This window comes from Acuticoccus kandeliae (genome assembly GCF_003073115.1).
In genome coordinates this window covers 1,398,246-1,420,919 of record NZ_QBBV01000001.1, presented here as the reverse complement: position 1 = coordinate 1,420,919, position 22,674 = coordinate 1,398,246, and the positions used below count along the sequence as shown (strand labels likewise).

21 protein-coding genes are annotated in these 22,674 nt (G+C 69.7%); 14 read left to right on the top strand and 7 right to left on the bottom strand.

Translation table 11 applies throughout. The features are described 5' to 3' along the window. Window positions 1-67 precede the first annotated feature (67 nt). Window positions 68-1,288 (top strand): glycosyltransferase family 4 protein, encoded by a 1,221-nt coding sequence (locus tag DBV35_RS06515; RefSeq protein WP_108659379.1) that lies wholly within the window; start codon window positions 68-70, stop codon window positions 1,286-1,288. Window positions 1,289-1,327: 39 nt separating this feature from the next. Here the strand turns inward: DBV35_RS06515 and DBV35_RS06510 are convergent, their stop codons facing one another. After that, window positions 1,328-2,713 (bottom strand): pyruvate dehydrogenase complex dihydrolipoamide acetyltransferase, encoded by a 1,386-nt coding sequence (locus tag DBV35_RS06510; RefSeq protein ID WP_108659378.1) that lies wholly within the window; start codon window positions 2,711-2,713, stop codon window positions 1,328-1,330. A gap of 186 nt (window positions 2,714-2,899) precedes the next feature. Here DBV35_RS06510 and DBV35_RS06505 point away from each other — a divergent pair, with 186 nt between their 5' ends. The 3 genes from DBV35_RS06505 (at window position 2,900) to DBV35_RS06495 (ending at window position 5,487) form a co-directional block, all read left to right on the top strand. Then, window positions 2,900-4,114 carry a glycosyltransferase gene (locus tag DBV35_RS06505; RefSeq protein WP_108659377.1) on the top strand — a complete coding sequence of 405 codons (1,215 nt, stop codon included), beginning with the start codon at window positions 2,900-2,902 and terminating at the stop codon, window positions 4,112-4,114. A gap of 228 nt (window positions 4,115-4,342) precedes the next feature. Beyond that, window positions 4,343-4,651: a hypothetical protein gene (locus tag DBV35_RS06500; protein WP_108659376.1), complete on the top strand. Its 309-nt coding sequence runs from the start codon at window positions 4,343-4,345 to the stop codon at window positions 4,649-4,651. Window positions 4,652-4,764: 113 nt separating this feature from the next. Then, the gene (locus DBV35_RS06495; protein ID WP_245943859.1) at window positions 4,765-5,487 is read left to right on the top strand and encodes an SDR family oxidoreductase; all 723 of its coding nucleotides are present in this window, start codon (window positions 4,765-4,767) and stop codon (window positions 5,485-5,487) included. Between the two features lie 66 nt (window positions 5,488-5,553). Here DBV35_RS06495 and DBV35_RS06490 read toward each other — a convergent pair whose 3' ends face one another. Both DBV35_RS06490 and DBV35_RS06485 read right to left on the bottom strand, forming a co-directional pair. Further along, the gene (locus DBV35_RS06490) at window positions 5,554-6,945 is read right to left on the bottom strand and encodes a GGDEF domain-containing protein (protein WP_108659374.1); all 1,392 of its coding nucleotides are present in this window, start codon (window positions 6,943-6,945) and stop codon (window positions 5,554-5,556) included. A gap of 121 nt (window positions 6,946-7,066) precedes the next feature. Then, entirely contained in the window at window positions 7,067-8,221 is a 1,155-nt protein-coding gene (locus DBV35_RS06485) for an MFS transporter (RefSeq protein WP_205648485.1), read from the bottom strand. A 239-nt stretch (window positions 8,222-8,460) separates the two neighbouring features. On the opposite strand from DBV35_RS06485, the gene DBV35_RS06480 reads away from it, so the two are divergent. The 8 genes from DBV35_RS06480 (at window position 8,461) to DBV35_RS06445 (ending at window position 15,481) form a co-directional block, all read left to right on the top strand. Continuing rightward, a complete protein-coding gene (locus tag DBV35_RS06480) occupies window positions 8,461-9,225 on the top strand; it encodes a glutaredoxin family protein (RefSeq protein ID WP_245943858.1) in 765 nt (254 codons plus the stop codon). A 320-nt stretch (window positions 9,226-9,545) separates the two neighbouring features. Continuing rightward, a complete protein-coding gene (locus DBV35_RS06475; RefSeq protein ID WP_157961607.1) occupies window positions 9,546-9,800 on the top strand; it encodes a hypothetical protein in 255 nt (84 codons plus the stop codon). 95 nt (window positions 9,801-9,895) lie between these two features. Then, window positions 9,896-11,212, top strand: coding sequence for an ABC transporter substrate-binding protein (locus DBV35_RS06470; RefSeq protein ID WP_108659371.1), 1,317 nt, complete (start codon window positions 9,896-9,898; stop codon window positions 11,210-11,212). A gap of 145 nt (window positions 11,213-11,357) precedes the next feature. Then, window positions 11,358-12,254 (top strand): branched-chain amino acid ABC transporter permease, encoded by an 897-nt coding sequence (locus DBV35_RS06465; protein ID WP_108659370.1) that lies wholly within the window; start codon window positions 11,358-11,360, stop codon window positions 12,252-12,254. Further along, a complete protein-coding gene (locus tag DBV35_RS06460; RefSeq protein WP_108659369.1) occupies window positions 12,251-13,246 on the top strand; it encodes a branched-chain amino acid ABC transporter permease in 996 nt (331 codons plus the stop codon). The genes DBV35_RS06465 and DBV35_RS06460 overlap by 4 nt, the downstream gene beginning before the upstream one ends. Continuing rightward, complete coding sequence (locus DBV35_RS06455; protein ID WP_108659368.1) at window positions 13,243-14,010, top strand: ABC transporter ATP-binding protein; 768 nt, start codon at window positions 13,243-13,245, stop codon at window positions 14,008-14,010. Before DBV35_RS06460 ends, DBV35_RS06455 begins: the two co-directional genes overlap by 4 nt. After that, the gene (locus DBV35_RS06450; protein WP_108659367.1) at window positions 14,010-14,663 is read left to right on the top strand and encodes an ABC transporter ATP-binding protein; all 654 of its coding nucleotides are present in this window, start codon (window positions 14,010-14,012) and stop codon (window positions 14,661-14,663) included. The genes DBV35_RS06455 and DBV35_RS06450 overlap by 1 nt, the downstream gene beginning before the upstream one ends. Before the next feature lie 140 nt (window positions 14,664-14,803). Beyond that, complete coding sequence (locus DBV35_RS06445; protein WP_108659366.1) at window positions 14,804-15,481, top strand: gamma-glutamylcyclotransferase; 678 nt, start codon at window positions 14,804-14,806, stop codon at window positions 15,479-15,481. 16 nt (window positions 15,482-15,497) lie between these two features. On the opposite strand, the gene DBV35_RS06440 is transcribed toward DBV35_RS06445, so the two are convergent. The 4 genes from DBV35_RS06440 to DBV35_RS06425 are packed head-to-tail and all read right to left on the bottom strand — an operon-like array spanning window position 15,498 to window position 19,887. After that, entirely contained in the window at window positions 15,498-16,211 is a 714-nt protein-coding gene (locus DBV35_RS06440) for a GNAT family N-acetyltransferase (RefSeq protein WP_108659365.1), read from the bottom strand. Window positions 16,212-16,218: 7 nt separating this feature from the next. Further along, window positions 16,219-17,226 carry an ABC transporter substrate-binding protein gene (locus DBV35_RS06435; protein WP_157961606.1) on the bottom strand — a complete coding sequence of 336 codons (1,008 nt, stop codon included), beginning with the start codon at window positions 17,224-17,226 and terminating at the stop codon, window positions 16,219-16,221. Between the two features lie 2 nt (window positions 17,227-17,228). Beyond that, window positions 17,229-19,205, bottom strand: a complete 1,977-nt coding sequence (locus DBV35_RS06430; RefSeq protein ID WP_108659363.1) for an MFS transporter — start codon at window positions 19,203-19,205, stop codon at window positions 17,229-17,231. Then, window positions 19,192-19,887, bottom strand: coding sequence for a hypothetical protein (locus DBV35_RS06425; protein ID WP_157961605.1), 696 nt, complete (start codon window positions 19,885-19,887; stop codon window positions 19,192-19,194). The genes DBV35_RS06430 and DBV35_RS06425 overlap by 14 nt, the downstream gene beginning before the upstream one ends. Before the next feature lie 177 nt (window positions 19,888-20,064). On the opposite strand from DBV35_RS06425, the gene DBV35_RS06420 reads away from it, so the two are divergent. Both DBV35_RS06420 and DBV35_RS06415 read left to right on the top strand, forming a co-directional pair. Continuing rightward, window positions 20,065-20,817, top strand: coding sequence for a hypothetical protein (locus DBV35_RS06420; RefSeq protein WP_108659361.1), 753 nt, complete (start codon window positions 20,065-20,067; stop codon window positions 20,815-20,817). Further along, the gene (locus DBV35_RS06415; protein WP_170134883.1) at window positions 20,804-22,672 is read left to right on the top strand and encodes a hypothetical protein; all 1,869 of its coding nucleotides are present in this window, start codon (window positions 20,804-20,806) and stop codon (window positions 22,670-22,672) included. Before DBV35_RS06420 ends, DBV35_RS06415 begins: the two co-directional genes overlap by 14 nt. The last annotated feature ends 2 nt before the right edge of the window (window positions 22,673-22,674 follow it).

Below are 22,674 nucleotides of genomic sequence, written 5' to 3'. Positions count from 1 at the left end.
TGAACGCACAGGCCTTTCTTCGCGTTCACTTGACGGCGCTGTTGACCGGGCGGCAAGTCAAACTTCCATGCATCGTCCCATCCTTTTTCTCGACATCAGCCGTCTTGTGCGCCGTTACGAACATTTCGGCGGGCCGACGGGGATCGACCGCATCGAGCTGATGTACGCGCGCTGGGCACAGACCGAGGCGCAGGCCGGCTTCACCGTGCGCGCCGTCTCGCGCTGGGGGCGCCGCCTCGTGATGCTGCGCCCCGAGGCGCTCGACCATGTCGTCGCCGTGCTGTCGGAGCGGTGGGCCGACGGCAGTCCGCCCCAGTACGGGCGCGGCGGCCGCTCGCGCGTCGCCTTCGCCTCCGAGCGCGTCGCCGGCCGCACGCGGCTCTGGGCGCTGGTGCGCGGGGCGAAGGCGCTCGACGCGGGCGAGGCGCCCAACGTGACGCTGAATGTCGGCCATGACGGGCTCGACGAACCGACGCGCTTCGCCTCCCTCCCCGGCCCGCTCGCCGTCCTCCTCCACGACCTCATCCCGATCACCCATCCGGAGTACGAGACGCCGCGCGCGACCGTCCTCCACGAGCGGCGCCTCCACACCATCGCGCTCCACGCCGACCACGTCTTCACCGTGTCGAAGGCGACCGAATCGGTGCTGCGCGCCCTCTATCCGCAGGAGCGCTTCACCTCCTCCGTCGTCCACGTCGCGCCCGGCCTCTCGCCGCCCGACGCGCCGATCGCGACCGACCGCCCGACTTTCGTGCATCTCTCCAGCATCGAGCGGCGGAAGAATCTGGCGATGCTGCTCCAGGTCTGGCGCGACATCGCCGAGAAGGAGCCGGATGCGCCGCGCCTCACCATCATCGGCAAGCGCGGCGGGGACGGGACGGCGCTTGACCTCATCGCGCGCTGCGACGCGCTCGCCCCGCTCGTGACTGCGACGGGCGGCATCAGCGACACGGAGGCGGCCCGCCACCTCGCGGGCGCGCGTGCGCTTCTCACCCCGTCCTTCACGGAAGGGTTCGGCCTGCCGATCGTGGAGGCCCATGCGATGGGGGTGCCGGTGATCGCGTCCGACATCGCGCCGCACCGCGAGATCGGAGGCGCGTCGACGCTCTATCTCTCCCCGATCGACGGGGCGGGATGGCGCAAGGCGATCCTCGATTATGCGCGCGATCCCGCCCTCGCGGCGCGCAAGGCCGCCGAGATCACGCCGCCGGAGGGGTGGGACAAGCACTTCACCGCGGTCGGCGAGACGCTGCACGCGCTCGCCCAGCGCGGAAAGACGCGCGACTAGGCTTGAGGCCGGCCGCGGGCGGGGCCCGCGGCGGGCGCCTCAGACGAAGAGGCGCATCGGGTTTTCGATCAGCCCCTTGAAGGCCTGCAGCGTCTCGGCGCCGAGCGCGCCGTCGACGACGCGGTGGTCGACCGAGAGCGTCACCGTCATCACCGTCGCGATCGCAATCGCCCCGTCCTTCACCACCGGCCGCTGCGCGCCCTCGCCCACCGCGAGGATCGAGCCGTGCGGCGGGTTGATGACGGCCGCGAACTCGCGGATCCCGAACATGCCGAGATTGGAGACCGCCGTGGAGCCGCCCTGATATTCGGACGGCTGGAGCTTCTTGTCCCGCGCGCGCTTGGCGAGGTCCTTCATCTCGTTGGAGATGGTGGAGAGCGTCTTCTGGTCGGCCTTGCGCACCACCGGGGTGATGAGCCCGTCCGGGATCGCGACGGCGACGCCGACATCGACGCCTTCATGCACAAGGCGCGCGGTGGAGGTGTAGGTCGCATTCGCGAGCGGCACGGACTTCAGCGCGAGCGCGAGCGCCTTGATCACGAAATCGTTGACCGAGAGCTTGTAGGCCGCCTTCCCGTCCTTGTCGGTCGGGGCGCCGTTGTTGATCTCGGTCCGCACCTTCAGGAGCGCGTCGAGCTCGCAATCGACGCTGAGATAGAAGTGGGGGATCGTCTGCTTGGATTCGGTGAGGCGGCGCGCGATCGTCTTGCGCATCCCGTCGTGCGGGATCTCGCGATAGGTGCCGGGCTCGAACATCGCGCGGATCTGGTCGTCGGACATGCCGACGGGGGCCGCTGCGGCGGGCGCCTTCGCTGCGGCGGCGGCCGGAGCAATGGCGGGTGCGGGTGCGGCGGCCGGGGCGGGCTTCGCGGCGCCGGGCTTCGCCTCCTCCACGTCGCGCTTCACGATGCGCCCGTGCGGGCCGGTGCCGGCGACGGCGGAAAGGTCGATCCCCTTCTCGGCGGCGAGGCGCTTTGCGAGCGGGGAGGCGAACACGCGCTCGCCCTCAGCCGCAGGGGCCGGCGCGGCGGCGCCATTCGTCGCGGGCCGCGGCGCTTCGGCGCTGCTCTCGGTCGTTGCGGGCGCGGCCTTCTCCGGTGCGGGGGCGGGCGCCGGCTCGGCCTTCGCCTCGGGCTTCGCGGCGGCGGCGGCCGGGGCGGCGCCGAGATCCTTCGCGTCCTCGCCCTCGCCGAGCAGCATCGCGATCGGCTCGTTCACGGGGACGTCGGCCGTCCCCTCGCCGACGAGGATCTTGCCGATGATTCCCTCGTCGACGGCCTCGACTTCCATCGTCGCCTTGTCGGTCTCGATCTCGGCGATGACGTCGCCCGAGGAGACCGTGTCGCCTTCCTTCACGAGCCACTTGGCCAGCGTCCCAACCTCCATGGTCGGAGACAGAGCGGGCATGAGAATCGGGGTAGGCATGGACGTCCTCGTCGTCTGTGTCCCAGGGTGCGAGACCGCGCATGGCTCGGGGGTCGTGCGCCGCCTGGACTGTCTTCGATGGCGCAAGTGATTGCAAGATGGCGTAACCGCCGTGCTCTTATGCATCGACGCCGTCTTCGATTCGGCCCCGCCGCGACGCACCACCCCATCGAGAGGTCCGCCCTCATGCGCATCCTGTTCCTGCACAACAACTTTCCTGGCCAATATCGCCGGATCGCACAGCACCTACACGGGGTGGAGGGGATCGAGCTCGTCGCCGGCACGCTGAAGACGAATGCTCAGCAATTCGGCATCCGCCGCGTCGACTACGCCCCGCACCGGGAGGTGACGAAGACGATCCACCCGGTCCTCGTCGTGACCGAGCGGGCCGTCATCAACGGCCAGGCCGCCTTCCAGGCCCTCTACCCGTTGAAGCAGAGCGGCTGGGAGCCCGACCTCGTGTGCGCCCACTCCGGCTGGGGCCCGGCCTTCCTCATCAAGGAGCTGTGGCCGAAGACGAAGATGCTCAGCCTCTTCGAGTGGTATTATAATGCCCGCGGCAGCGACACCGACTTCCTCGCCCCGGTGAACCACGACATCGCCGCCCGCGCCCACTTCAAGAACATCCCCGTCCTCCTCGACCTTGCGACGATGGATTGGGGCTATTCGCCGACGCGGTGGCAGTTCAGCCAGTTCCCGAAGCACCTGACGCACAATATCAGCGTCCTCCACGAGGGGGTCGACTGCACCTTCTTCTCGCCCGGCGAGGCGCAGGTGACGGTCGGCGACCGCGTCTTCACCGCGAAGGACGAGGTGATCACCTACGTCGCGCGCGGCATGGAGCCCTATCGCGGCTTCCCGCAATTCATGGAGGCGGTGTCGAAGCTCCAGAAGCGCCGGCCGAACCTCCACGTCCTCGTCGCCGGGCAGGACCGCACCGCGTACGGACGCACCCGCGAGGACGGGAAGACCCACCGCGAGCACGCGCTGGAGACGCTCGACCTCGACACCTCGCGCATCCACTTCCTCGGCCTCGTGCCGCTCGAGACGCTGCGCGACATGTTCCGAATCACGCGCGCGCACGTCTACCTCACGGTCCCCTTCGTCCTCTCCTGGTCGATGCTGGAGGCGATGGCGACGGGGGCGCTCGTGGTCGGCTCGGCCACGGCCCCGGTGCAGGAGCTGATCACCGACGGCGAGAACGGCCTCCTCGCCGACTTTTTTAATGTGGATCAGATCGCCGATCGAATTGATGAGATCTTGCGCGGCGACGTCGACTGCACAAGCCTAAAGCAAGCGTCGCGGCGCACGATTGCTGAGTCTTACGACCTGTCGACCATCCTGCCCCGCCAGTGGGCGATGATGCAGGCCGTTGCGAACGGGGAGCGGCCGCCAGAATAGCCGGCCCCCGCCTAACAAGACCGGGAGGCTCCCGTCGGCGAGTTCGGCTCGCCTGCGGACCGAGCGCAATGACATTCACGGCAGCGGATGGGCGAGTCATCTCGACTTATCCCCGCGCCCTGGAGCGCAATTTAAAGTTTAAATGTGATGACTGACAGATGACACACCAGATCCGTTAGGCGGCTCTCACCGGCTCTGACAGCCGCCAGCGAAGGAAGGGATGCCGCTATGCGGAAGACTGCTCTGTTCGCTTGCCTCACCACAGCCACACTGCTCGCCGCGCCCTCGCTGCCGGCCAGCGCCGGCCAGGCCGTCTGCAAGGACCGCAACGAGATCATCGAGATCCTCGCCCGCAAGTTCGGCGAGACGCAGCGCTCGTTCGGATTGCAAAACAACAAGCGCGTTTTGGAACTTTACGCGTCGCCGAGCGGGACGTGGACCGCGCTCGTCACGCTGCCCTCCGGCCGCTCGTGCGTCGTCGGCGCCGGTGAGGCCTGGACCATCGTCCCCGCTCCTCCCGTCGGCGAGCCCGCCTGACCCCTGCGCAAAGCTGCGGCAGACGTTGATCTGCCGCAGCGAAGCGCCTAACCCACTGCGTCAGAATCAAATCGGAGGACGCACTGGTGGGTGTTGAAGGGAAAGTTATTCTGGTGACTGGCGCGAGCCAGGGTATCGGCCGGTCTTGCGCGCTGACGCTCGCGCGCAATGGGGCCAAGGTGGTGATCGCCGCCCGCAACAAGGAAAAGCTCGAGGCGGTCGCCGCCGAGGCCGAGGGCGACGTGATGCCCTGCGCCTGCGACGCGACGGATCCGGCTTCGGTCGACGCGATGTTCGAGGCGATCAAGTCCCGTCACGGCCGGCTCGACGTCCTCTTCAACAACGCCGGCAACAACCTGCCGAGCACCAATTTCGGCGACCTCGAATACGACCAGTGGCGCTTCGTCGTCTCCGTCGACCTCGACGGCGCCTTCCTGATGGCGAACCGTGCCTATCGAATGATGCGCGACCAGTCCCCGCAGGGCGGCCGCATCATCAACAACGGCTCGATCTCGGCCCACGCCCCGCGTCCGGGTTCGGCCCCCTACACCGCGTCCAAGCACGGCATCACCGGCCTCACCAAGTCGATCAGCCTCGACGGGCGCCGCTTCGACATCGCCTGCAGCCAGATCGACATCGGCAACGCGATGACCGAGATGGCCGCCCGCATGGCGACCGGCGTGCCGCAGGCGGACGGTGAGATCCGCGTCGAGCCGCTGATCGACGTGCAGGTGGTGGCCGACACCGTCCTCTACATGGCAGGGCTCGAGCTGAACGCGAACGCCCAGTTCCTGACCATCATGGCGACGAAGATGCCCTTCGTTGGCCGCGGCTAAGACCCGAACGGCGGCAGGGGCTCCGGCCCCTGCGCCACTCTGGCCTCTGGCGCGCCCCGCGCCCCCTCAGGCCATCTCGATCCGGTTGCGCCCCGCCCGCTTCGCGCCATAGAGCGCGGCATCGGCCCGCGCGATCAGCCGGTCGAGCGTCTCCCCGCCGACATGGTCGACGTGGGCGACACCGATGCTCACCGTGAAGCGAAGCGTGCCCCCGTCGGGGAGAGGACAGCCGTCCGCCTCCACCGCGCAGCGCACGCGCGCCGCGATCGCTTCCGCGTTCGTCCGCCCCGTCCCGGCGAGCACCACCGCGAACTCCTCGCCCCCGATGCGGCCGAAGAGGTCGCTCTCGCGCAGCGATCGGGCGACGATCCCGGCGAACCGCGCCAGCGCCTGGTCGCCGACCCTGTGGCCGTGATCGTCGTTGATCCGCTTGAAGTGGTCGATGTCGAGGAGCACCACCGCGAGCGGCCCCTTCCCCGCCGCAAGCACCGCCTCCGCCTGGTCGGTGAAGGCGGAGCGGGTGAGCGCGCCGGTCAGCGTGTCGTAGGTCGCGAGCCGGGCGAGCCTGTCCGTCGCCTCCACCCTCGCCGCGTTGACGCACGCGACGGTGAGCGGCCCAAGCGCCAGGAGCATGATGCTCAGCCGGTCGGTCATCGTCGTCGCGTCGATCTCGATCGCGGGCGCCCCGGCCCATCCGAGCGAGACGGCGATCAGCTGCCAGATGCTGACGAGCATCGTCGCGAGCACGGTGGCGAAGGTCGGATAGGCGAGCGCGCACAGGAGCAGCGCCGGCGAGGGAAAGGCGAGAAGCCCCATCCCGCCGACCCAGTAGCCGAGCACGAGCGCGGCCAGGAGAAGCGCAAGCGGCGCAATCCTCAGGAGACGCGCCCTCCCTCCGCCCGCGAGAAGGCAGGAAAGCGGCGGGATGGGCCGTGCGGACAAGATGACGGGCAGGACGACGATCCCGTTCACGAGCTCCGTCGTGAACCAGAAGGCGAGCCCCGACCAGAGCGGCCGGTCGAAATAGACCGGGGCGATGCCCGCCCCCACGAGGGCGCACACCCCGGCCGCGGCGGCGAGGATCGCGAAGAGGACGAGAACCGAGAGCGGCCGCCCGAGCGCACGATCCTCCGCGCGCGCCCGGCGGAAGAGCGCGACGCCGGTCGCGACCCCGGCAAGGTTCGCGGCGGTTAGCCAGAGGGACAGCGCCGGCGCGCCGCCGGTCGCGAGGTCCGCCATGGCATAGCCCGCGAGCGCCGCCGCCCAGCCGCGCCAAGAGGCGAGGGCCGGGAAGCGGACGAAGAGGCCGAGGAGCAGCGCGTTCGCCGGCCAGAACGCGGCGAGGAAGCCGACGGGCCGGGTGAGGATGCCGGCAAGGCTCGCCGCCAGCACCACGGCGAAGACGAGAGCGGCGCCGAGAAGCGAGCGCCGGCTCATGCCGGAAACGTCGATTGCCATGGGATCCCCGCCGGCGAGTCGCCAGTCTGCCGCGGCAATCTTGGCGTGTTCGGGCCCCTCTTACCACCGATCGCGCGGCTGACGCCCCCGCCTCGGGCGGGTCTGCCTTGCGCCGGACGCGTCAGCGGCGGCGCATGAAGAGCTCGAAGGTCGCGAGAAGCAGGAGGGCGAGGACGACGATCGAGACGCCGATCACCGGGAGCCCGAAATTGCGGGCGAGCACGCCGACGAACGCCGTCAGCCCCGCCCCGCCGAGGCCGGCCGCCGCGATCTGGAAGCCGATCGCGCTGTCGGCATGGTCGAGGCCGACGCGGTTCGGCGTCAGGCTGATCAGCGAGGCGAAGATCGGCGCGAGCAGGAAGCCCATCACCATCAGCCCGGTCAGCGCCAGCCACTGAGTCGGCTCCAGCCAGAAGAGCAGCGCGCCGGCGATGGTGCCGAGAATGGCGATGCGCAGCGTCGCGACGAGCGGCACGCGGTTCGCGACGAAGCCGAACGCGACGCGCCCCACCATCAGGCTCGCCCAGTAGAGCGTCACGAAGAGGCCGGAGACCGTCTCGCTCACCCCGCGCCCGAGGGTCAGCAGCGAATAGCTCCATTGGGCCGTCGCGACTTCCAGCCCGCAATAGACGAAGAAGAGCGCCATCCCGAGCCACACGAGCGGACGCCGCAGCGTCGCCAACATCGGCGCGGCGCGATGCTCGACCGGCCGTTCGGCGAGGTCCTCCTCGCCCCAGAGGCCACGCGTCAGGAGGAACACGATGGCGAGCGCGAGCTGGGCGCTCCCCGCGATAGTGTAGGCCCATTGCCAGGCGAAACCCGCGCTCAGGATCGTCGTCACCAGGAGCGGGCCGAGCGTCGCGCCGAGGCCGTAGAAGGCGTGCATCCAGTTGAGCGCGCGCGCATCGAAATGGCGTGCCCCGTAGGCGTTGAGGCCGGCATCGATCGCGCCGCCGCCAAGCCCCGCGATCAGCGCGAAGACGAGCAGCGCCGGCCAGAAGGGGACGAAGGCGAAGCCCAGCAGCGCCGTCGCGGCGGCCGCGGTCGACAAAGCGAGGAGGCTCCCGATCCGCAGGACGCGCAGCACCGCGCCGCACAGGAAGCTCGACACCAGATAGCCGGTCGTCGTCAGGAGCACGACGAGGCCGAGACTGTCGAGCGGCTGGCCGAAGCTGGCCCGGATCGAGGGCCAGGAGACCCCCAGAAGTCCGTCCGGAAGGCCGAGGCTGACGAAGGCGATGAAGGCGAGGAGCGCCAGGAGACGGCGACGGGTCACGGGGGGCGGCGCCTTGTTGGCTGGAGGCAGACGGGCGCCCCTATAGCACGGCGCGCGCGCCCCACCATGACGCCCGCCCCGCGGCCGAATGCGGCGAAATCCGGCGCGCGGCGGATCGAATGCGACCCCGCCACGTTGGTTCACCACACGACGCGTGACGCCTTGCCGCGGACGCTTCGGCCAACCGCCGGAGCGCGAGGTGCCGCGCGTCCCCCGCATCGCGCTGACGGAGAGGCGACATGGCACTCGCAAGCGATTCCGGCGGCAAGACCGCCTCGCTCTATCGCATGGTGATGGACAAGCACGTCTGTCCCTACGGGTTGAAGGCGAAGGCGCTCCTGGAACGGCACGGCTTCACGGTCGATGATCACTGGCTGAAGACCTCCGAAGAGACGAAGGCCTTCCAGCGCGCCGAGCACGTCGAGACGACGCCGCAGATCTACATCGATGGCGAGCGCGTCGGCGGCTATGACGACCTGCGCGAACATTTCGGCGAACACGTCGCCGAGAAGGGCGAGACAAGCTATCGGCCCGTGATCGCGATCTTCGCCGTCGCCTTCCTGATGGCGCTCGCCGTCGCGTGGTCGGCGACGGGCACCCTCCTCACCGTGCGCACGATCGAGTGGTTCGTCGCCATCGCGATGTGCATCCTCGGGATCCAGAAGCTGCAGGACGTGGAGAGCTTCTCCACGATGTTCCTGAACTACGACCTCCTCGCGCGGCGGTGGGTGCGCTACGCCTATCTCTACCCGTTCGGCGAGGTGCTCGCGGGCGTCCTGATGATCGCGGGGGTTCTCGTCTGGGTCGCCGCCCCGATCGCGCTCTTCATCGGCACGGTCGGCGCGGTGTCGGTCTTCAAGGCGGTCTATGTCGACCGGCGGGAGCTGAAATGCGCGTGCGTCGGCGGCGGCAGCAACGTGCCGCTCGGCTTCATCTCGCTGACCGAAAATCTGATTATGATGGCGATGGCGATCTGGATGCCGCTGCGGATGTGGCTCGGCTGACGTGGCAGGGCGAGATTGTATCCAATTGCCACCTCAGCGTGAAACACACGCACTGCCCACAGCCCGCCGGAGCGGGGAAATCGTCAGGAATTGCGCCATGTTTTGGCGCATCGACGAACCCACCTCGGGCGACGGGCCTTTACCAAAGGATCCATTGGGGTTAAACAAGATTACCGAGGCCCGTTCGGGCGTCGTGGCGAGCAACTCGCTCATCACATCGCAATTGCCGCAAGTGACGCGTCACGCTGGTTGAGCCGGCAAAGCAAAGCAATGGTCCATCCGCCTCTCGCCACCCGGCGAGACGGACCGCAATGGAGCTGATGAAGGACGCGCAACGCATCACCGCCGACGTTCGACTGTGCGAGCCCCGCGCTCGCGATGTCGACATCGCCGCACATCGCACGCGACGCCGCCGGGGCTCCGTCCCGCGCCGTCCGCTGCGGCCGGTGAGCGTCCCGCGCCCGCGTCGCGCCCCGCCCTCCCGCGTCCACGCCGAAGGCCACTCCGCCCACCAGCGCCACGGCCATCGCTCGCCGATCCTGCGGCCCCGCTTCGACGCACAGAAGACGGCCTGAGCGCCCCGCGCGTCGCCCCGGCGGCGTGCGCCGACGCGCGTCCTCGCGCGTCCATTCCACACTTCAGATCATCGCCATACGGAGACACACGACGCATGACGACACTTTCCCGCCGCCGCACTTGGCGGCTTTGTTCCGCCACCACGCTTGCCGCCGCCGCCCTCGCCATGACCGCCCCGGCCGAGGCGCAGGACAGCGTGAAGATCGGGTTCGTCTACTTTCTTTCCGGCGCCGGTGCCGCCTACGGCACGCCCGCCCGTGACAGCGCCGCGATGATGGTCGACGCACTCAATGAAGGGTCCGTCCCCGCCCCCTACGACACCGTCGGCATCAACGGCGTCACCATCGAGCCGATCTTCATCGACGAGGCCGGCGGCACCCGCAAGCAGATCGCCGAGTATCGCCGCCTCGTCGAGCGCGAAGGCGTCGACATGGTGATCGGCTACAATTCCAGCGGCAATTGCAACGCGCTCGCCCCGATCGTGGAAGAGCTCGAGACGCTGACGAACTTCTTCCATTGCGGCAATCCCGGCCTCTTCGAGGACGTCGTCACCGACCCGCATTATGTCGTGCGCTCCGCGCCGATGGGGACGATGGATCAGGTCGCCCTCGCCCGCTATGTCACCGAGAATTTCCCCGAGATCTCCACCGTCTCCGGCGTCAACCAGGACTATTCCTGGGGCCAGGACAACTGGGTCGAGTTCAAGGCCGCGATGACGGCGCTGAAGCCGGAGACGACGTTCAAGAACGCCCTCTTCCCGGCCCTCGGCGCGGGTGACTATGGCAGCGAGATCAGCTCCCTCGCGACCGATCCGGCCGACATCACCTTCGTCAGCTTCTGGGGCGGCGACGCCGACGCGCTGATGCTCCAGGCCGCCGCGCGCGGCCTCGGCGGCAGCACCGACCTCGCCTTCACCCTCGGCACCGGCGTGATCGACGGGCTTGGCGAGAATACGATCGAGGGCACCATCGTCGGCGCGCGCGGTCCGAACTCCTACCTCGCGAAGTCCACCCCGCTGTCGGACTGGTTCGCCGCCTCCTACGAGGACACCTACGACCGCTACCCGCCGCTCGGCGCCTATGTCGCCGCGCAGGGCATCCTCGCGATCAAGGCCGCCGCCGAGAAGGCCGCCGCCGAGACCGGGACGCTGCCGGACACCGACGCGATCATCGAGGCGCTCGAAGGGCTGACCTTCGACACCGTGAACGGCTACCCGATCTCCATGGCCCTTCATGGCGGCCACCAGGGCGTCTCCGACACCGCCTACGGCGTCTACACCGGCTGGGACTCCGAGACCGACATGCCGATCATCGAGGACGTCACCGTCTACCCCGCCGACTGCGTGAACCCGCCCGAGGGCACCAACGCGGTCGAGTGGATCGAATCGGGCTTCGAAGGCGCGACCTGCTGAACGCCTTCCGGGAGCGGCCGGCCCGCCGCTCCCCCTCCCGCCCCGTCCGCGCCCTCGCTGAGGCGCGCGGGCCGGGCAGAAGTCCGCCCGCCCTGACGGACGCCGACGCGCGCCGTCCGGGCACCCCGAACCCAGCAGAGTGTCCATGAACCTTGCTCTGATCGTCCTCGTCGACGGGATCTCCTACGCGGGTTGGCTGTTCCTCGTCGGGATCGGCCTCACCCTCGTCTTCGGCGTCCTGCGCCTCCTCAACATCGCCCATGGCGGCTTCTACGCGATCGGCGCCTACGTCGCGGCCTACGCCATCGGCGTGTGCGCCTCGAACGGGTTCGGCACCGCGCCGCAGCTCCTCTTCGCCTTCGCGGGCGCGGCGATCGTCGGCGGCCTCCTCGGCCTTCTCGTCGAGCGGACCATTCTCGTCCGCCTCTACGATCACCCCGAAGTCCTGACGCTCTTTGCGACCTACGCCCTCTTCCTCATCCTGGAAGACGTGACGAAGCTCGTCTTCGGCGGTCAGTCGCTCTACGCCTTCCAGCCGCGCAACGCCTTCGGCACCGTCGCGATCGGCACGCTCAACTATCCCGTCTACGACGTCCTCACCGTGGTCGTCGCAATCCTCGTCGCGGCCGGCACCTGGTATGTGCTGAACCGCACGCGCACGGGGCGCTGCGTCACCGCCGTCGTCCACGACCGCGAGATGAGCGCCTCGATGGGCGTCAATGTCGCCGCGATCATGACCGGCACCTTCATCGTCGGCTCAATGCTGGGCGCCTTCGCGGGCGCCGTCACCGCGCCGAAGATCGCGGTCAATCCGGGCATCGGGGTCGAGGTCATCGTGCTCGCCTTCGCCGTCATCGTGATCGGCGGGCTCGGGAGCATCGGCGGCGCCGTCGTCGGCGCGCTCGTCGTCGGCCTCGCGCGGGCGGCCGCCACCCACCTCGCGCCGGACCTTGCCGTCTTCTCGGTCTACGCCGTGATGGCGATCGTCCTCGCAATCCGCCCCTACGGGCTCTTCGCTCGACCGATGGCCCGCAAGATATGAGACATTTTCTCGATCCGACCGTCCTCGTCGTCCTCGCCGGGGCGGTCGTCCTCTCCTTCGCCGAGCCGCTGATGCCGGGCTGGGTGGTCTATCTCCTGCAGATCGCCATCGCCGCCTCGCTCCCCGCGCTCGGCTGCATGATCATGCTGCGCAGCGGCCTCCTCTCCTTCGGCCAGGGCCTCTATTATTTCCTCGGCGCCTACGGCGTCGCGCTGATGCACGAGCATCTGGGCATCAGCGACGCGATCCTCGCGATCATCGCAGGCGCCATCGTCTCGGCCGCGATCGCCGCCCTCGTCGGCGTCTTCCTCGCGCGCTATCGCGGCATCTTCTTCGCGATGCTGACCCTTGCCCTGTCGATGGTCGTCTACGGGATCGCGGTGAAGATGGATCTCTTCGGCCGCAGCGACGGGCTGAATGTCGGCCGCCTCACCTATTTCGGCCTCACCCCGTCCCGCGCCTGGTCGCAGACGGCGCTCTTCCTCCTGTGCGTCTGGGTCTGGGCGCTGCTCGGCATCGCGACGCACCTTTATCTGCGCTCGCGCTTCGGCAAGCTCCTCTCCGCGATCGAGGACAACGAGACGCGCGTCGAATATCTCGGCTGGTCGGTGCGCCGGGCGGTCCACATCAACTACGTGATCGCCGCCGTGCTCGGCAGCGCCGGCGGGGCGCTCGCGGCCGCCGCGGCGCGCTATGCGGACCCGAGCCTTGCCTACTGGACCACCTCTGGCGAGTTCGTCTTCATCGTCCTCATCAGCGGCCAGGCGAACGTGCTGAGCCCCCTCTTCGGCTCCGTCTTCCTGGAGACGATGCGCACCTACGCATCCGCCTTCTTCCCCGACGAGTGGCAACTCGTGCTGGGCGCGGTGATGCTGATCATCATCCTCTTCCTGCCGCGCGGGCTCGGCCACCTCTTCGTTCTCGTCCATCGCCTCTTCACCCGTCGGCCGGCGCCGCGCCCGGACATCGACACGCAAGGACGTCAGCCATGACCACGCCCATCCTCGAATGCCAGGACATCGCGAAGACCTTCGGCGGCTTCGCGGCGGCGAACGCCATCGACATGCGCGTCGACGAGGGCGAGATCGTCGGCATCATCGGCTCGAACGGGGCCGGGAAGACGACGCTCCTCAACATCGTCTCGGGCCACCTCGCGCCGACCACCGGGCGGGTGATGTTCCGCGGGGAGGACGTGACGGGCGTCCCCGCGCGGGTCCTTGCCCGGAAGGGGATCGCGCGCTCCTTCCAGGTGCCGCAGCTCTTCGGCACCTCGACCGCGCTCGAGAACATGATGCTCGCGACGAGCCTCCTCGCCGCGCCGCGCCGGGCCATTGTCTCCCGCTTCGATGACGAGGGCCTCGCCGAGAGCGCGCACGAGGCGCTCGCCCATTATGGCATCGCCGAGCACGGCGACAGCCTCGTCGGCGAGCTGCCCCAGGGCGTGCGCAAGCTACTCGACATCGCGATGGCGACCTCGGCCGACCCCGACCTCGTCCTCCTCGACGAGCCGACGAGCGGGGTCAGCAGCGACGAGAAGAACGACGTGATGCAGCGCCTCGCCGACCGCTTCATCGCCGACGAGAAGACCGTCGTCTTCATCGAGCACGACATGGACATCGTGCGCCGCTACGCGACCCGCGTCGTCGCCCTCACCGACGGGGCCGTCATCGCCGATGGCACGCCGGAGGCGGTGTTCGCCGACAGCGCCGTCGCCGAGCAGATCGTCGGCATGGCGCACCCGGCCGGGACGGCCTGATGCTGCGTCTCCACGATGTCTCCGTCTCGATCGGCGGCGCCGAGATCCTGCGCGACGTGTCGATGGAGGTCGGGCCGAACGCTTTCGTCGCCCTCGTCGGCCGCAACGGGGCCGGCAAGACGACGCTGATGCGCTCGGTCATGAACCTGTTGCCGGTCGACGGCGGCACCATCGAGATCGCCGGGCGCGACACCACCCGCGCCTCGCCCCATACCCACGCCCGCGAGGGCGTCGGCTACATGCCTGAGGACCGCCGCCTCGTGCCGGACTGGACGGTGGAGGAGAACATCCTCCTGCCCGTCTGGGCCGCCCACACCGACGATGGCCCCGCCCGGCTCGCCCGCATCTACGGCCTCATCCCGGAGGTCGAGAAGGTCGCCGGGCGGCGCGCGATGCAGCTCAGCGGTGGCCAGCAGAAGCTCGTCGCTCTCGCCCGTGCCTTCATGGCCGGCACGCGCCTCATGATCCTCGACGAACCGTTCGAGGGGGTCGCCCCCGCCCTCGTCCAGCGCCTCGTCGAGATCCTGTCGACGCTGCGCCAGGAGGGCGACCACAGCGTGCTCATCTCGGAGTCGGATGCGATCTACAGCACCGCACTCGTCGATCATATCTACGCAATCGAGCGGGGCCGGGCGAGCGCCGGCACGGCTTGACCGGCGGGGCGGCCGCGGTCGAAAGCGGAGCGGGTGAAAGCGGCGCGCGGCTTGCAACGCGCTGAACAAGCCCGATGTGGGAGTGTGCGGGCGCCTGGCCGTGCGGCGCCCACGAACGGTGACAAGGACCACGACGCGTCATGATGCTGACCCCGGAGCTGGTTGCGCTGAGCCTCAGGAACGAGCCCGATATCGGCCCGGAGCCCGGCTGGATCCTCATGACCGACGAGGAGCTCGACGCGGTGGCCCGCCGGATCATCGAGGAGAGTGCCGGCCAGCCGATCTGGGTCTTCGCCTACGGCTCGCTGATCTGGAAGCCGGGCTTCGACGCGGTGGGCGAAATGCGCGCCACCGCCTATGGCTGGCACCGCTCCTTCTGCCTCAAGATGAACCGCTGGCGCGGCTCGCCCGACCAGCCCGGCCTGATGATGGCGCTGGAACGCGGCGGCCGGTGCGACGGGCTGATCTATCGCCTCCCCGACGACCGGCTGGAGGAAGAGGTGCGCCGCGCGCTCGTGCGCGAGGTCCGCTTCAAGCACAACAAGGACATGGTGCGCTGGATCCCGGTCCACACGCCGGAGGGGCGCAAGCAGGTGCTCGTCTTCTGGGCGGGGCCGAAGGGGGAGCGCGTCGCCGCCGACCTCGAGCACGAGGAGGTCGCGTGGATCCTGGCGCGCGCGTGCGGCAGCGTCGGATCGGGCGCCGAATATCTCTACAACACCGTCGCCCATCTCGCCGAATACGGCATCAGGGACCGCAATCTGTGGCGCCTCCAGCACCTCGTCGCCGAGGAGCTGAAGACGCTTCACGCCATCTGAGCGTCGGTCCGCGCCCTCAGTGGGCGGTGTCGGCGCGCGGAGCGGTGCGGGGGAGACGCTCAGGCGCGAAACGCAGGAGCGGCACGCCGTGCGGGTCGCGCTGGGCCGAGCAGGCGTAGAAGCCATCCTCGAAGCGCGCCTCGCTGCCGTCCACATCCTCAGAGACCGTCCATGTCCCGTCTTCGGGATGGACCGGCTCGTCCGCGACGGGGCGGTGGTGGATGTAGCGCCAGCCGTACGGCTTCATCACGCGCCCGACGATGCGGAAGCCGCGCTTGGTGAGGTTGCGCATCGAGGGCACGTTGCGCGGCGCCGCCTTCGCGATCACCGAACTCGCCCCCTCCTCGCCCGCCCGCACGATGCGCGCGTCGATGATGGTGCGCTGGAGGCCGTGCGCCCAGAAGTCCGGCCGCACCGCCGACCCGTCGAGGACGCGCATCACTGCGTCCGGCGCGACGAGCCCGTCGAGGCCGACCCTGTCATGCTCGCGCGCGAGCTCGGGCCGCAGCACCCCGTAGGCGACGAGGTCCCCGTCGCAGCGCAGCCCCAGGATCTCGCCCCCGACCGCGAACATGTCCTCGAAGAAGGACGGCTCGTCGGCCCGCACGGCGGCCGGGTCCGGCACCGCCGCGAGCGCGCGGCGGTAGAGTTCGTAGACGACGGGTATGTCCGCCGGGGAGAGGTTCACCACATCGAATGTGAGCGGCGAGAGCGTGGTCGCGACGTTCATGGCCACCCTAGTCGGTGAGGATGTTGGCGTAGTTCAACATGGCGAGCGGTGGGTACATCTTGAGCTCCCGCGCCAGCGGCATGTTGATGATGAGGGCGAAGCGCTTCAGCGTTTCGATCGGGATGTCCTCCGGCGGCACGCCGCGCGTGAGGATCTGCTCGGCCTTGTAGCCGGTGAGCTGGCCGAGCGAGTAGTAGCGGCTGATGAGGCTGATCAGCGCGTCGCGATGGAGGAGCTCGGTCGCCGAGAAGCCGGGGAGCCCCAGCGAGGTCGCGACCGGGGCCACCTTGCTGATGTTCGTCGAGAGGAAGGTGTCGGGGAGGTAGTAGAGCCACTCCGCCCCCGCGTCCGCGAGCTGGGTGACGAGCTCAGCCGCATTGTCCGTCGTCGGCCGGCCCGCCGCGTCGAGCGGGAAGGTCCGCTCCTCGAGCGCGAAGCCGAGCTCGGCGGTGAGGTCGCGCAGCGCGTTCACGATCGCGAGCGAGTTCTGCTCGATCGAGGTGTAGAGCACGCCGAGCCGCTTGAACGGGCGGTAGGCCTCCATCGCCCGCAATTGCGGCTCGGGCGGGACGACGTGCGAGGTGCCGGTGATGTTGCGGCCGGACGAGTCCCGCGTCGGCACGACGCCCGAGCTTTCGGGCGAGGCGACCATCGTGAAGACGCCCGGAATGTCGGTGATGAAGCGGGCGGGGTCGGCATCGCTCGCGCGGCCGAAGGTGCCGAGCGTCACCGGCGTGCCCCAGGTGTAGACGAGGTCCGGCTTGATCTGGCGGATCTCCTCCACGAAGCCCGGAACGCGGCTCGGGTCGAGGTCGGCGCTGCGCTCGATGATGGTCACCGGGATGCCGCGCTGTTCCAGATAGTCGCGGAAGCCGCGCTCGACGTCGGTCGGGCCGCGATAGGTGATCTGGTAGATCGTGTAGGGCTTGTCGGTCGCCGCGCGCGCGATGGCGGGCATCGCGACGAGGCCGGCGGCGAGCTTCAGCGTGGAGCGGCGGGTGATCAAGGCGGCCACTCCTATTCGCCCGCGGCCGGCAGCGGGCGGGCGCCCGCGCTCATCGAGGCGATCCCGAATAGGAGCGCGCCGACGATCAGGAGGCCGCCCATCGCCATCATCGCGACATCGCCCGAGAAGCTGCCCCATACGGCCGCGACCGCGGCGGGTCCTACGGCCGTCCCCATGCGTTCGATGAGCCGAAACACGCCGTAAAGCCCTCCCTCGGACAGATCCGGTAGATAACGACGGCCAAGCTCGCCCACCAGCGCGGATTGGGGTGTGGTGGAGATCCCCTGCGCGATCCCGACCTGGAGGACGAGGAGCGCCGCGCCCCATGGCGCGGGCCAGATGAAGAGGTGGACGACGGAGAGCCCCGAGAGGATGCCGCCGAGGACCACGTAAGGCACGCGCCGGCTCTTCTCGTCCGACAGGCGCGAGACGGCCGGCACCACGATCAGCATCGCAAGCCCGTAAAGCATCAGGACGCGGCCGATGACCGCCGGCTCGAACGAGTTCGCGAGCGTCAGCGGCAGGTAGTACATGCACACGCCGATGAGGATCATCTTGGCGGTGAACGCGCACCCGACGAGGAGCAGGAAGAGCGCCGGCTGGCGCAGCACGGTGACGACGTCGGAGACGCGCACCCCGCGCGCCCGCGTCTCGCCGGTGGCGGGATCGCGCGGCAGGGCGACGAGGGCGCACAGATAGGCGATCAGCGCCATCGCGGCCGACATCACGAACGCCGCGTTGGGGCCGAGCCGGTCCGCGACGATGCCGCCGATCGGCGGGCCGCACAGCATCGCGGCCATGATCGCGGAGACGAAGAGGCCGATGCCGCGCGCCCGGTTGGTCGCGCCCGTGCGGTCGACGATGAAGCCCTGGGCCGAGACGAACACCGTCGCGAAGCCGAACGCGGTGACGGTGCGGAAGAGGATCAGCTCCATCATCGTCGTCGACCAGGCGGTGCCGAGATAGCCGACGATCGCGACCATCGCGCCGGCACGAAGCGACCGGCTGCGCCCGATCCGCTCCGTCACCCCGTTCAGCGTCGGCTGCATGAAGGCGACGATCGCCATGAAGAGGATGATCGGCAGCGCGATCACGAACTCGATCGAGAGGCCGGCGATCGGTTGGGCGAGCGACTTGATGTAGCTCGGCAGGAAGGGCCGCGTCAGCTCCTCGGCGAAGAAGAAGAGGAAGACCGGCGCGCGCACCGCAATGAGGCTCACCGGCGGCTGGTGGCGCGTGCCGAGGAGGCGGAATTTCTGGTCGAGCGCGTCGAGGGCGGCGAGCGCCTCCTTGTCCCCCGCCGCGCGCGCTTTCTCGCGCAGCTCGAGGTCGGTCGCGCGGGCGCGGGCGATCTCCCCGTCCACCGCCTCGATCTCCTCGGCGAGGATGCCGCGGCCGGGGAGCGGCAGGTGCGGGCGGAAGTCGCCGCGCGAGATCGCGTCGAGCCGCTGGGCGAGGCCGCGCAACAGGACTGCGGACGGGATGGAGAAGGCGAAGGCGACGAGCTCCAGCGCGACGAGCACCGCGACCATCAGGAGGACGGCGACGTCGAGCCACAATTCGCGCAGGATCGTCTGCGCGACCGCGTTCGGTGTGCCGACGACGACGGCGCCGACGCGGCTCCCCTCCGCCTCGATCGGCGCGGTGACGGTGTTCATCTCGCTCGGCTGCGCGCCTTCCGCGCGCGTCGCGGCCGAGATGGTCGTCCCGTCCGCGTCGGTGATCGAGACGAAGGCGAAATCGTCATTCTCGTTGAGCGCCGCACGCAGCACCTCGTCCGCGCCGACGATTTCGCGCAGGCCGATGCCGTACCCGACCGCCTCGCTGACGAGGCCCGCGAGCGAACGGGCCACCGTGTCGGCCTTCTGGTCGAGGGCGGGAAGGAGCAGCGCCTGCGCGCCGCGAACCGTCTGCCACGAGATCGCCGCGAGCCCCGCGATCAGGATCGCGGTGACGAAGCCGACGATGATGCCATCAAAGCGACGCATGAGACCCCGCCGACTTCGCCCCCTTGGCGAGGCGCTCCGCGATGCTGCGATGGGCGGCGTCGACCGCGTCGATGACCTCCAGCATTTCGGCAGGGACGGCGCGACCGGCCGAGGTCCGCCGCCGGTCCATCAGGCGGCCATAGAGCGTGCGCACCGCGACGGTGACGACCAGCGCGACGGCGAGCGCGCTCGCGATCGTCGCGATCACCACCGTGATGAGGATCTGCCGCCCGAGCCGGTTCAGCGCGCCGTCGATCGCCTCGCGCGAGGCGCGCACGACGACGGTGCCGTCCACTGTCTCGAAAGGGGAGACGATGTCGGCCGTGCGCCGCTCGGCGAGCGAGACGTCGGGGACGTCCTGATTGCCCTTGCGGCTCGGATCGCTGGAGAAGAGGACGAGGCCGGTGTTGGAGACGACGTCGACCGAAGCGAGGTCCGAATCGGCGTCACGCTCGCGTACCAATGTGCGCTCCAGCGCGTCCTGTCCGCCGAGCGGCATACCCATGGACAATGCAATCTGCGCGTCGCCCGCGATGCGGTGGGCCACCGTTTCGAGCCGCTCGCCGACCATCTCGAGATAGGAATTGCGCACGCTCGCGTAGTTCAGATACCCGCCGAGGCCGAGCGAAGCGGCGACGAGCGGCAGGAGAACCATGAGCAATGTCAGTCCAAGCCGTTGCATGGAACCTCCCTTTGCCGCGTCCGTCCACTCATCGCCCGTACCAAGTTGTTGTTGATGGGTATTTTGTTTACAGACAAACGCCACGCGACAAATCTCACCAAAACCCTTACCACACCGTGGCGAAGCTGTGGCGATTTCGGCACAAAGATCGCGTGAATTCGCCTCTAGAGTGAGCGGATGGGACGAACCGGCGGCCTTGTTCTCGTCACGATTGTGATCTTCGCGGCGCTGATTGCGTTCGTGGCGGTCGCGGCGCGTACCGTGGAGCAGGGCGATGCGGCGCTCGGCGCGGCCGAGCTCGACTTCGTGCTGAGCGAAACCGAGCAGACGATCGAGCGAAATCTCCAGCTCGGCCTGCCGCTTGGCGAATTGCAGCAGGTGGAGCCGCTGCTTGAGCGCGCCCTCGCCCGCACCCCCAGCATCATCGCGGCGGACGTCTTCTCGCAGAACGGCATCACCGTCTTCTCCACCGATCGCGGCGCGGTCGGCGAGCCGGTGCCGCCGGCTTGGATGAGTGCAATCAGCGACCAGCGCGTCCGCCTGCGCTGGCAGGCCGACGAGCCGCAGACGATCACCATCGGCCGCACGCTCGCGAACGACTTCAACCAGACCGAGGGGTGGGTCGCGCTGATCGTCGACCGCGCCGCGCTCGCCGCCCCGCTCTCGCTCCTGACGCCCCTCCTCTCCGCGCAGGCCCCGCTCATCGGCCTCATCGCGCTCGCGGTGCTCGTCCTCGGCCTCGTCGTCCTGCCACGCCATGACCGGCCGATCGAGGCTGCCCACGCGGCGCTGAGGGCCAAGGAGCCGATCGCCGGTACGGACGAGCCGGTCGGCGCGTCCGTCGATGCGGCGATCCGGCGCACCGAGGAGGCGCGGCGCGTCCTCGACACCGCATCCGACGAATTGCAGCGGCTCGATGAACAGGTCTGACCGCGCGAAATTGAGCGGTCACCTCGCCTCCACGCGGCGGGCGACCATCGCCGCGCTCTGCGTCGCGGCGATCGTCCTCGCGAGCGCGCTCGTCGTGCTCCTGCCGCGCTTCGAGAGCGCCTTCTCGGCCCTTGATTCCAGCTCCGACTATGTCGCCGCCGCGATCTCCGAATCGGTCGCCGGCGACTTCCAGCGCGCCATCGATCTCGGCATCCCGCTGCGCGAGATGCGCGGGGTCGGGCCCTATCTCGACACGATCCTGGAAGCGAACCCCAGCGTCGCCTCGATCTCCATCCTCGACCCCAACGAGCGCGTCCTCTTCGCCGCCGGCGAGACGGGCGGCGTCTATGGCGACGAACGCCAGGTCCGCTCCGCGATCGCGCAAGGGCGCGCCGTGGAGGGCGCGGTCGTCGTCGTCCCCTCGCGGCTGATGCTGGAGCGGGTGCGCGGGCACATCATCCAGTCGGCCATCGCGGTCGCGATCGCCGCCAGCCTCTTCGTCGGCATCCTCCTGCGCCTCCTCCTCCTCGAACGGCGCGACCTACCGCAGGCCCGGTTCGTGGCTGGCGGACGGGCCGTCGCGCACGGCGTCTTCGCCGACTTCACCTCCCCCCGGCCCGGCCCCTTCCAGCCCCTCGGCCAGTCCGCGGCCCGCCTCACGGTGACGCTGCGCCGCGCGCACCGGCGCCTCCAGGTGGTCGTCGACGAGGTGCGCGCGCTCGACATCACCCGCGCCCTCCACGAGCGGATCGACGCCGCGCTCGCCCCCCTCGCCGCCTTCCGCTTCGACCGCCCCTTCCCCCACCGCCAGGATGACGGCCTCCTGTGGTGGCCGCTCGCCGCACTCTCCGCTGCGATGGCGGTGCGCCCGCTCGTCGCGAACTTCGCGGGCGACCGCATCGGGGACGACCCGATCGTCGCCCTCGTCGTCGGCGGGTCGGTCGGCGCGATGGCGGCCGGCGGCCTCCTCGGCCTCGCCTTGGCCTGGCTCGTCGGCGGGCGCTATTCCAAGCTCGCGACCACGATCGGCACGCTGATCGGCGCCGGCGCGATCGGCTCCATCTACCTTATCCGCGACTATGATTATTTCATCGGCGCGCTCGCCATCGCGGGCTTCGGCCTGTGGTTCGCCGCCTTCACCGTGCTCCTCGCGGACGGCAATTTCATGCGCCGGCCGTGGCACGCCGCGCTCGTCCTCCTCGCCGCCGCCGCGATCGGGCCGACCGTCGGCGCCCTCCTCGCCGAGGCCGTGGGACGGCGCCTCGCCTTCCTGTCGATCGGCGGCATCCTCGTCGTGATCGCGCTCGCCTCCACCGCGGGCGCACCGCGCCGGGTGCGGCCGGTGCGCCTCGCCTTCGCCCTCACGGCGAGCGAGACGCTGGCGCTCGCGGCGGCGACCACCGCCCTCTTCACCTGGACCGACATCTTCATCGCCGGCACGGCCCTCACCGAGAATTACGCCACGATGGCGATGCACTTCGCGATCATCGGCGCGGCGGCCTACGTGCCGTTCGCGACCGACACGCGCACCGCGGCCGCGACCGGCGCGGCCCTCGCCGCCGCGGGCGTCGCCGCCGCCCTCCTCCTCGACTTCCCCCCGGTCGCGGCGAGCGGCACGATCGGGCTCGGCTTCGGGCTGACGCTGATGCGCCTCGGCGCGCGCGGGTTCGGCGGGAGCGCGGCGATCGTCCTCCTCGTCGGCATCCTCATCGCCGCGGGCGCGAAGGCGGCGACCTATGTCGTCGACATCTCCCCGCTCGGCACGAGCGCCGTCGGGGCGTCGGCCCTCACCCTCCTCGCGATCCTCGCGGCCGGCATCGGCGGCGCGCGGCGCGGCGGCGGCGGGAGGCGCTGAGG

What these genes read in the sequence shown, in the direction of transcription:
- DBV35_RS06515 (WP_108659379.1), top strand. Translation starts at nt 68, where the DNA reads ATGCATCGTCCCATCCTTTTTCTCGACATCAGCCGTCTTGTGCGCCGT.
- DBV35_RS06510 (WP_108659378.1), bottom strand. Translation starts at nt 2,713, where the DNA reads ATGCCTACCCCGATTCTCATGCCCGCTCTGTCTCCGACCATGGAGGTT.
- DBV35_RS06505 (WP_108659377.1), top strand. Translation starts at nt 2,900, where the DNA reads ATGCGCATCCTGTTCCTGCACAACAACTTTCCTGGCCAATATCGCCGG.
- DBV35_RS06500 (WP_108659376.1), top strand. Translation starts at nt 4,343, where the DNA reads ATGCGGAAGACTGCTCTGTTCGCTTGCCTCACCACAGCCACACTGCTC.
- DBV35_RS06490 (WP_108659374.1), bottom strand. Translation starts at nt 6,945, where the DNA reads ATGGCAATCGACGTTTCCGGCATGAGCCGGCGCTCGCTTCTCGGCGCC.
- DBV35_RS06480 (WP_245943858.1), top strand. Translation starts at nt 8,461, where the DNA reads ATGGCACTCGCAAGCGATTCCGGCGGCAAGACCGCCTCGCTCTATCGC.
- DBV35_RS06475 (WP_157961607.1), top strand. Translation starts at nt 9,546, where the DNA reads ATGAAGGACGCGCAACGCATCACCGCCGACGTTCGACTGTGCGAGCCC.
- DBV35_RS06470 (WP_108659371.1), top strand. Translation starts at nt 9,896, where the DNA reads ATGACGACACTTTCCCGCCGCCGCACTTGGCGGCTTTGTTCCGCCACC.
- DBV35_RS06465 (WP_108659370.1), top strand. Translation starts at nt 11,358, where the DNA reads ATGAACCTTGCTCTGATCGTCCTCGTCGACGGGATCTCCTACGCGGGT.
- DBV35_RS06460 (WP_108659369.1), top strand. Translation starts at nt 12,251, where the DNA reads ATGAGACATTTTCTCGATCCGACCGTCCTCGTCGTCCTCGCCGGGGCG.
- DBV35_RS06455 (WP_108659368.1), top strand. Translation starts at nt 13,243, where the DNA reads ATGACCACGCCCATCCTCGAATGCCAGGACATCGCGAAGACCTTCGGC.
- DBV35_RS06450 (WP_108659367.1), top strand. Translation starts at nt 14,010, where the DNA reads ATGCTGCGTCTCCACGATGTCTCCGTCTCGATCGGCGGCGCCGAGATC.
- DBV35_RS06445 (WP_108659366.1), top strand. Translation starts at nt 14,804, where the DNA reads ATGATGCTGACCCCGGAGCTGGTTGCGCTGAGCCTCAGGAACGAGCCC.
- DBV35_RS06440 (WP_108659365.1), bottom strand. Translation starts at nt 16,211, where the DNA reads ATGAACGTCGCGACCACGCTCTCGCCGCTCACATTCGATGTGGTGAAC.
- DBV35_RS06430 (WP_108659363.1), bottom strand. Translation starts at nt 19,205, where the DNA reads ATGCGTCGCTTTGATGGCATCATCGTCGGCTTCGTCACCGCGATCCTG.
- DBV35_RS06425 (WP_157961605.1), bottom strand. Translation starts at nt 19,887, where the DNA reads ATGCAACGGCTTGGACTGACATTGCTCATGGTTCTCCTGCCGCTCGTC.
- DBV35_RS06420 (WP_108659361.1), top strand. Translation starts at nt 20,065, where the DNA reads ATGGGACGAACCGGCGGCCTTGTTCTCGTCACGATTGTGATCTTCGCG.
- DBV35_RS06415 (WP_170134883.1), top strand. Translation starts at nt 20,804, where the DNA reads ATGAACAGGTCTGACCGCGCGAAATTGAGCGGTCACCTCGCCTCCACG.